The organism is Gelidibacter sp. (assembly GCF_035577925.1).
GTDB lineage: Bacteria > Bacteroidota > Bacteroidia > Flavobacteriales > Flavobacteriaceae > Gelidibacter.
On record NZ_DATJCY010000371.1, the window covers coordinates 1 to 8,509 of the forward strand.

Sequence of the window (8,509 nt, forward strand, 5' to 3'; positions counted from 1 at the left end):
TCACGGAATTTATTTATGTACGCAATAAAATTAAGGATGGCAGTTATTTGTTAAATCTACAAATTGCGTCTTTTGAAAATGATGCTACGCCAAGTAAACCGGTGTTGTATGAGGTTCATGGAGTTGTTTTTTAGACACTAATTACACGAATAGTGTGGATGCTTTTTCTGCGGCTCAGCAACTTTGCGTGAGTTATTTCACGGAGCTGCGCTGAGGTTTCACGGAGGTTCACGTAGAATTTTTAGACACGAATTGCACTGATTTCACGAATGGTGTGGATGTTTATTCTGCGGCTCAGCGACTTTGCGTGAGTTGTTTCACGCAGCAGCGCAGAGGTCCACGGAGAGTTTTTTAGACACTAATTACATGAGTTTTTTTGGCCATGTTCGATTTGAAAATGCTGTTCCCAATGCGTTAAAAGTAAAGAGCCAACTGCCTAAAGTCAGAGAAAATTAAATAAAAAAGGGAATGAAGAACAAAAAAGTGTGTTTATGGTTTATAAAATCAATGTTTCCTTATTTTGAATGTAAGAAATACCTTCTTTTTTTACTAAACTATAATTTCATAACAGGTTCGTATTTTTTATTAAATACGAACCTTTCATTTACAATGAATTTATAAGAGTTTTTTATTTGAAATAGCGTCTTAAAATCCAAGCCATTTTTTCGTGGTCTTCCATAAGTCCGGTCAAGAAATCGGCGGTGCCTTGGTCTTTCAGCGTTTCTCCAACTTCATCCACATCTTTTCGCAGACTTTGGATAATTATTTCGTGGTCTTGCAGCAGCTCTTTAACCATCTCCATATTATCCGTTGGGTTTTTTCCTGGATTTTCTTTAAGAGATGAAAGGTCCGCAAATTCAGAGCTAGTTCCTATAGCTATTCCCCCCAGCTGGCTCACTCTTTCTGCAATTTCATCAATAGCTTCCTGCACTTGGACGTATTGGTTTTCAAAAACTTTATGAAGTTCCATGAAGTTGTCGCCCTTTAGGTTCCAATGATATTTACGAAGCTTGAAATATAAAATATGTGAATCAGCCAAACAGTTGTTTAGCAGTATGCAAATTGCTTTCAAGTTTTTGTCGGTAATTCCAATGTTTGGTTTCATAATTATTATATTTAAGATTAATTAAACAGAAATATGGAATATTTCTATTGATGGTATAAATGTAGATTTAGTTTATAATTAAGATTGACGGTATCAAGTTAAGATTTGTCTCTTTTGTAGATCTGTAATGGCGAATAAGTTTATTTTTTTCGTGCTTAAGCTTTGGAGTTTGATGTCTCAAAGACGGGTGTTTTCTTTTTTAAAAATTCCTATTTGCAAATGATATCACGTCCAGTAAACCTATATTGCATAAACTTTGGAATGCTATGAAATTAACTTTAAAATTGGAAGAATTGGCAATGTTTGGGTTGGGTATTTTTGCATTTAATCAACTTGATTTTGCATGGTGGTGGTTTTTAGTCCTTATTCTAACGCCTGATATTGGAATGATCGGATACCTTATCAATTCAAAAATTGGCGCGCTCATCTATAATATTTTCCATCATAAAGGTTTGGCTATTTTGATTTATTTTTTGGGTATTTACCTCGCTAATGATGTTGTACGGCTTATTGGAATTATTCTGTTTTCGCATGCTGCTTTCGATCGGTTTTTTGGTTATGGACTCAAATATATCAGTTCATTTAATGATACCCATTTAGGACCATTGAAGAAATGAATCAAGATGATTAAGAGACAATAAAGTGAATCAGAACTCAATGAGGTTGATTGTTTTTAGTTTTTCATGCGATGGTATTTTTGTTTAAATTAAAACTTGTTTTTTATGAACATAGAGCAAATTTGCGAGTATTGCATTTCGAAAAAAGGCGTTACGGAAGATTTTCCTTTTGATGCCGATACGCTCGTTTTTAAGGTTTCAGGAAAAATGTTTGCGTTAATAAGTTTGGATAAGTGGGAAGCTGGTCAAAAAGCGATTAACCTAAAATGCGATCCAGATTATGCCGAAGAGTTGCGCGCCGAATATACCGCCATTTATCCCGGTTACCACATGAGCAAAAAACATTGGAATACAGTGGATTTGACTTTGGATGAAATTTCTCCTAAATTCCTCACTGAGCTTATTGATCATTCCTACGAGATGGTGGTTAAAGGCATGCCCAAAAAGATGCGGGATGCTCTCCAATAAAAATGTTATCTTCGCAAAAATAAAAAATAAACAATCTACCCTTAACCATACGTTAGGTTCGGGCAGGTTAAAATGTTAATCAACAATCATTATGAGCGTACTTCAAATGCTTCAAGACCGAAGCAACAGCACCTGCGAACTCTGTGGTTCCAAAGAAAATTTGTCACAATATACCATTCCGCCATCGTTAAATGAAAATGTGGCCAATGATGTTTTGGTTTGTAAAACCTGTTTGGATCAAATTGAAGGAAACGTTGAGATGGATACCAACCATTGGCGTTGCTTGAACGACAGCATGTGGAGTGAGCATGTAGCCGTCCAAATTATGGCTTGGCGAATGCTACAAAGACTCCGTGGTGAAGGCTGGCCAAAAGATTTATTGGACATGATGTATCTGGATGACGACGCATTGGCATTGGCAAGAGCAACTGGTGAGCATGAAGATGAAGCTAATAAAATCATCCACCGTGATGTAAATGGCGTTGTTTTGGAAGCCGGTGATTCCGTCGTTTTGATAAAAGATTTAAAGGTAAAAGGTTCCAGTATGGTGGCCAAGCAAGGCACAGCCGTTAGGAATATTCGTTTAGATCATGAAAACGCTGAGTTTATTGAAGGACGTGTTGATGGTCAGCAGATTGTGATTATTACGAAATACGTGAAAAAATCTTAAGCTTTTAAGTATAAATGATTCTCGAAGATTCTCGAAGATTTATTACTAATTCTCCGCGAATCTCCGTGGAATTACGTCAACGGACAATTTCAAACCAATACCTTACTCATTCTTATCTTTTCTCTTAAAAATCCCAAATCCAAAAGGCAGCATTAGAAAAAGAAAGAAGAATTTTCCCGTAATCACGCCGTAAATAGTGATTGCGGCTGCAATGGTCAATAAAATCCACACGTATTTTGTTTGCATTTTAAATTGTTTACTTCAATTAGATTCCTCTATTTAAAACCTATTCAAAAATACATTTTATTATTTTTTCATGAAATACAATGCTATCTAATAAGATGATAAGGATAATAGTTGTGTTATTGCCGATTTGATTAAATTTGCCTTATAGCATAATATTAGATTCCAAAAACACAAAGAAATAAACTCAATATCAGCCATGAAAGTATTTGCAAAACATTTAATTATTCCGATACTTTTTCTATTTGTCATATTAGAAAGCCGTTCTCAAAATGCTTCTGAAAGTCTGGACAATGTGATCAAAAAATATGAACAACATCGAGGATATGATGGAAAAGAATATCCGTTGGGATTGTTCACCAAGGATTATTATAAAGCTGAAGCAGAATTCGCCAAAAGTATATTGACAGAACTTAATAAAGTAGATGTTAAAAACCTTTCGGAAACAGAGCAGATTTCTGTAGAGTTATTGGCATTTGTATTGAAAGATAAAATTGATTTTTATGCGTTTGAGCGGTATTTGAATCCGCTATTATCCGATACAGGATTTCACAGCAATCTCACGTATCAAGTGCGGCCGTTGACCAATTATAGCCAAGTAAAAAGCTATTTGCAACGGTTGAATGCCATTCCGGAATTTGTAAATCAGAATCTCGAGAATTTAAGAGAAGGTTTAAAGAAAGGTGTTTCTCAGCCCATAGTTATATTTGATGGTTACGAATCTACTTATAATGATCATATTGTTGCCAATTTTGAGGACAGTTTTTATTATTCGCCCTTTAAAAATTTGCCAAACGATTTGGCCGTTGCTCAGAAAGACTCGGTGTTGTTGGCTGCAAAAAAAGTAATCGAAACCAAGGTTACTCCAGAATTTAAACGCATCAAAACCTTTTTTGAAAAAGAATATTTTCCAAAAACCCGAACCACTTTAGGTGTTTCGGAAACGCCAAATGGAAAGGCGTTTTATCAAAACCGAATTGATTTTTACACTACAAGTACCCAATATACCGCTGATGACATTCATCAAATTGGTTTAAGTGAAGTGGCGCGTATTAAAGCCGAAATGGAACAAATTATCAAAGATTTGAAGTTTGAAGGCAGTTTTGCCGATTTCTTCCATTTTTTAAGAACGGATAAGCAATTTTACGCCGAAACTCCAGAGCAATTATTGATGATTGCGCGCGATATGGCCAAACGTGCCGATGCACAACTGCCAAGATATTTTAAAACATTGCCGCGCAAACCCTATGGCGTAGCACCGGTGCCTGATGCCATTGCACCAAAATATACAACAGGCCGTTATATAGGGACTTCTAAGGAAAGTACAGATCCTGGCTATTACTGGGTCAATACCTACGATTTGCCAAGCAGGACGTTGTACACTTTGCCGGCACTGACGGTTCATGAGGCCGTTCCTGGGCATCATTTGCAAGGCAGCTTAAACAATGAACTGGGCGATGACATCCCAAGATTTCGTAAAAATTTATACCTGTCGGCTTATGGTGAAGGCTGGGGATTGTACAGTGAATTTCTCGCCGATGAAATGGGCATGTACACCACACCTTATGAGCAATTTGGCAAATTGACCTACGAAATGTGGCGTGCTTGCCGCTTGGTAGTCGATACCGGAATTCACGCTAAAGGCTGGACGCGCGAGCAAGTTGTTGATTATATGGCTTCCAATACCGCTCTGTCCATGCATGAGATCAATACCGAAACCGATCGGTATATTTCTTGGCCAGGACAGGCATTGTCCTATAAAATGGGTGAAATTAAAATTAGGGAATTACGTCAAAAAGCAGAAAAAGAATTAGGATCTAAATTTAATATCCGGGATTTCCATGAAGTCATTTTGGAGCAAGGTACGGTGACCTTAGCCATCTTAGAAAAAAGGGTGAATACTTATATTGAAAAGCAGAAAAAAACCGTAAATTAAGTTTTAAAGCTATCTTATTGTAAATCAGTTAGTTTGTAAAGAATCCTTAATTTCCACTCATTGTTATGCTCTAAACTTAAAATAAACCAACTTGGGGTATTTACGATTATATCCCGATCTATAATTTTTTAACTATGGGTTTAAACGATTGATTTTCATCGATTAAAATTGACCTATAGATTCGGTAATCTTATCAAAATACCGTTTGTCGAAAATTTTATTGAAATTTGATTAAATTTCTAAAATTTACAGTGTCCCCCGATTAGTAGCGCAGAAAATAATTTATTAATTAACCAAATTTACGCTATCATGAATTTAGAAATTACAAATCAAAACAATGTCTTTCAAGTAGCTGGAACGCTCAACAAGTTTAATGTTCATCAGTTTAAAAATGAGTTTTTGAACATTTTTGAAAAACAAAACTCACTCATCATAAGTATCGAAAATGTTACGAGTATTGATCGTAGTGGTGTAAATGCTTTAGCGCAATTGCATAATGAAGCCCTTAGCAAACATAAAAAATTATCTATTATAGGTATGGGCTCCGACGATCTTTATGAGCATTTCAAATCGGAGGAACCTGCCGCCTGAATTGCAAGGTCCAACTTCCATTTTTCGATTATAAATATATTCAAGAACAAGTATAAACGAACTTCTGGGATGCTTAACAACCATTTCAAGATGATTCTGTCAAAAGAGGGAATTAGAGGGGTTTTCGATTTGTGAAATCATATATCTATGAAGGTTGAGTGTTGAATACCCAACTTTAAAGGTTATATTTCCTTGTGTTTTAATCTGATGTCTTTATCTTGGATTTGACTTTTTAGAAAAATGTTTCTATAGATTGTTTTTTAATATGGCATTGTTTTTTAAAGCGCATTCTTTTGGTGCTTATAAAATGCGTCGGCCTGCAATAGCATGAGTTCTCTTGCTTTTTTACGTTTGTATTGATAGAGTTCGTCTTCTTCGGCAATGTCGTTGTAAACTTTGTTATTGATGGCTATATCTGTTTTGAGCAATACGTTACGCTCGTTTACTTTCTGTTCGACCCAAACTTTAACCGCTGTTTCTGCATCTTCCAATTTAAAATCATAGGTTCCTTTAGGTGACACTAATTTGGCAAAAATAGGCGAGGTTTCAATAGCTAAAAACAATAGAAATATAAAAAGTGAAGGCAGCCATGGCAAGCTATCCAGTGCAGTAATACGTGCCATTAAGCCATCAAAACCGTCAATAATAGGTTGTGAATTGGCTATTTTATCCGAGTAATCCTTTTGTAATTCAAGAATCTGGTTTTCAATAGCTGTGATTTTTTCTTGATTGTAGGTTTTTAATAGTTGTAAATCAGCTAGTGCCGCATCATGTTTATCGCGTTTTTCCTTATAAACGGGGCCTTTTCCCAAACGTTGCGTGCCGGAGGTGCCTTCTGCTTCTGTAATATAAGTGTTGTATAAAGCGTTGACTTCCGCTTCTTTGGCACTGATTTGTGCCTGTAAAGCGATGATGTCATTTTCTAAGGCTGTGACCGTTGGTGTGAATTGTTGTGCAATTTGATCTTTGTTTGCCAGTGTCAAATCATTTTTTTGCTGCAAAAGAACTTGATTGATTTCCTTTTCAAAAATTTTAAGTTCTAAAGGTTTTGATATAACGATGGCAATGATGACGGCCAAGATGATTCGTGGTGTGGCTTGGATTAATTCGTCTATAAAGTGATTTCGTTTTTTAATGGTAGAGACTATAAATCGGTCTAAATTAAAAATGAGCAATCCCCAAATCAGACCAAAACCAATGGCGATAAAAGCATTGTCAAAAACAGTGAAAAGAGCATAGCTTGCGGCAATAGTTGCCATAACCGCCGTAAAGAAAACGGTGGCACCAATGCCGGCATATTTGTTTTGTTCGCCGTTGGAACATTGATCCAAAATATCGGTATCTGAACCAGAGCAAAGGATGAAGATTTTTTTTAACATAGCGTGATTTTATTTTTTGATTGATTGGCTATTAGAACGTTAATGTGTTTAATTTGTTACAATTTTTTGAAATATAAAAGACCTCAAAGATTTTTATGTCTTTAAGGTCTGATACATTCTTAGCGTCTTAAGAATCTTGATTTATGAACGATGCAATAAATTCCTACGAAGGAATTGAAAGCATGGTTGCAAGGAAATTTATTTTTTAGACGTTTTTGGTTTAGTTGCTGGCGGTGGTGGCGGTGGTACTATACCGTCATTTTCAGGGATAACGATGATGTCTACAACCTCTCCTTTATCATTGGTATGTTTGTAAGTGTAGGATTCTCTTTGAATCTTATATTCTTCCATAGCTTTTTCATAAGCTTTCTTTTGTTTATCAGAAGCGTTTGCTGGCGGTGGCGGAGGAGGTGGAGATATGGTTTTGTTAACCAATGTCGCGTTCATAGCGCCGTCTTTTGATGGTGGTGGTGGCGGTGGAAAATTAGGCATTGGTTCAGCACTTGCCTTTTGCTCGGTGGTCATTTTATCATAAAGCTCTCTTATCCGTCTCATGTCTTTCATTCTAATGACCATCTTTTCTTGAGATTGGGAATTGTAATGTATGGCTAATTTGTTGTATTCAGCAATTTCTTTAAGTGTGGCTTTTTTTTGTGATTGTAGATTTATGTCGCTGTTTTTTAATATGTTGAATGTTTTAATTTCATCTGCAGTAAAATCTTTGTAGATCCTATCAATTTGTGATTTCTGAATTAATAATTCTGCATCGTCTGCTTTATTAATATTTGATTTTTTTGTGGCTTCTAAATAGGCTTTTAATTTTTGGTTATATTCATTAACCTTTGATTTAATAAAAGTTTCTTCAAAATCTTTTTGTGTATAAAGGTGATATTGATATGGTTGTGGGTATTGAGAACTTCTCGCATTCTTATGTACCGTGCTTCCAGTATAGTGATAAATATCTTGAACGGAATAATTATTTAGTTCAGAATTTTTGGTATGTTTCCCGTCTATCCAAACAGCAAATTCTTCGGCGTTTTTCCAGGACTCAAATTCCTTGTTTGTTGGTTTTTTTGCAACCGTATTAGAAAGATCAACGTTTTGAATTTCGGGATATTTTTCGACTTGACTTTTTTGTTTCGATGACATTAGATCATAAATGGCAACAATTCGCTGGTGTTCATTCAAATTTATGATAGGATGTTTTGCATCGAGTTTGGAAATATAATTTTTATATTCGTTCATCATGCTTGGAGAAGCGCTATCTGCCGATTGAACGTTGGTTATTGGATTTAGGTCTTTGATGATTTGTTTCCTTCCGCTAAATCCATAAAGTGTCAGTGCTATCAATGGCAGGAGCAAAAAGCTGAGCAGCCAAGTTTTCTGTTTTGAGGTGTGTGCTTTCATAACTGTAAATCGTTTTTTGATTGATGAATAATTGATGGCATTTGCCAATTTTGGTTCGGTAACATTGGATGAGAATGTCAATAATAATTGTTG

8 protein-coding genes and 2 pseudogenes are annotated in these 8,509 nt (G+C 35.7%); 6 read left to right on the forward strand and 4 right to left on the reverse strand.

Features of this window, described 5'->3' with window-relative positions; translation table 11 throughout:
- Nucleotides 1-134 (forward strand): annotated as a pseudogene (locus VNJ50_RS14155) (cyclase family protein); the annotation flags it as partial.
- Between the two features lie 494 nt (nucleotides 135-628).
- Here the strand turns inward: VNJ50_RS14155 and VNJ50_RS14160 are convergent.
- On the reverse strand, nucleotides 629-1,105 hold the full coding sequence (locus tag VNJ50_RS14160; protein WP_325582947.1) for a DNA starvation/stationary phase protection protein: 477 nt from the start codon (nucleotides 1,103-1,105) through the stop codon (nucleotides 629-631).
- Between the two features lie 266 nt (nucleotides 1,106-1,371).
- Between VNJ50_RS14160 and VNJ50_RS14165 the strand changes: the two genes are divergently transcribed.
- The 3 genes from VNJ50_RS14165 (at nucleotide 1,372) to VNJ50_RS14175 (ending at nucleotide 2,860) form a co-directional block, all read left to right on the forward strand.
- Nucleotides 1,372-1,722 carry a DUF4260 domain-containing protein gene (locus tag VNJ50_RS14165; RefSeq protein ID WP_325582948.1) on the forward strand — a complete coding sequence of 117 codons (351 nt, stop codon included), beginning with the start codon at nucleotides 1,372-1,374 and terminating at the stop codon, nucleotides 1,720-1,722.
- 105 nt (nucleotides 1,723-1,827) lie between these two features.
- The gene (locus VNJ50_RS14170; protein ID WP_325582949.1) at nucleotides 1,828-2,190 is read left to right on the forward strand and encodes an MmcQ/YjbR family DNA-binding protein; all 363 of its coding nucleotides are present in this window, start codon (nucleotides 1,828-1,830) and stop codon (nucleotides 2,188-2,190) included.
- A 91-nt stretch (nucleotides 2,191-2,281) separates the two neighbouring features.
- Nucleotides 2,282-2,860, forward strand: coding sequence for a PhnA domain-containing protein (locus tag VNJ50_RS14175; protein WP_325582950.1), 579 nt, complete (start codon nucleotides 2,282-2,284; stop codon nucleotides 2,858-2,860).
- A 102-nt stretch (nucleotides 2,861-2,962) separates the two neighbouring features.
- On the opposite strand, the gene VNJ50_RS14180 is transcribed toward VNJ50_RS14175, so the two are convergent.
- Nucleotides 2,963-3,106, reverse strand: coding sequence for a hypothetical protein (locus VNJ50_RS14180; RefSeq protein WP_325582951.1), 144 nt, complete (start codon nucleotides 3,104-3,106; stop codon nucleotides 2,963-2,965).
- Between the two features lie 196 nt (nucleotides 3,107-3,302).
- Between VNJ50_RS14180 and VNJ50_RS14185 the strand changes: the two genes are divergently transcribed.
- Both VNJ50_RS14185 and VNJ50_RS14190 read left to right on the forward strand, forming a co-directional pair.
- Complete coding sequence (locus VNJ50_RS14185) at nucleotides 3,303-5,039, forward strand: DUF885 domain-containing protein (RefSeq protein WP_325582952.1); 1,737 nt, start codon at nucleotides 3,303-3,305, stop codon at nucleotides 5,037-5,039.
- Nucleotides 5,040-5,348: 309 nt separating this feature from the next.
- Complete coding sequence (locus tag VNJ50_RS14190; protein WP_325582953.1) at nucleotides 5,349-5,630, forward strand: STAS domain-containing protein; 282 nt, start codon at nucleotides 5,349-5,351, stop codon at nucleotides 5,628-5,630.
- A gap of 278 nt (nucleotides 5,631-5,908) precedes the next feature.
- On the opposite strand, the gene VNJ50_RS14195 is transcribed toward VNJ50_RS14190, so the two are convergent.
- Entirely contained in the window at nucleotides 5,909-7,009 is a 1,101-nt protein-coding gene (locus VNJ50_RS14195) for a DUF4407 domain-containing protein (RefSeq protein WP_325582954.1), read from the reverse strand.
- A gap of 198 nt (nucleotides 7,010-7,207) precedes the next feature.
- Nucleotides 7,208-8,509, reverse strand: a pseudogene (locus VNJ50_RS14200) (hypothetical protein); the annotation flags it as partial.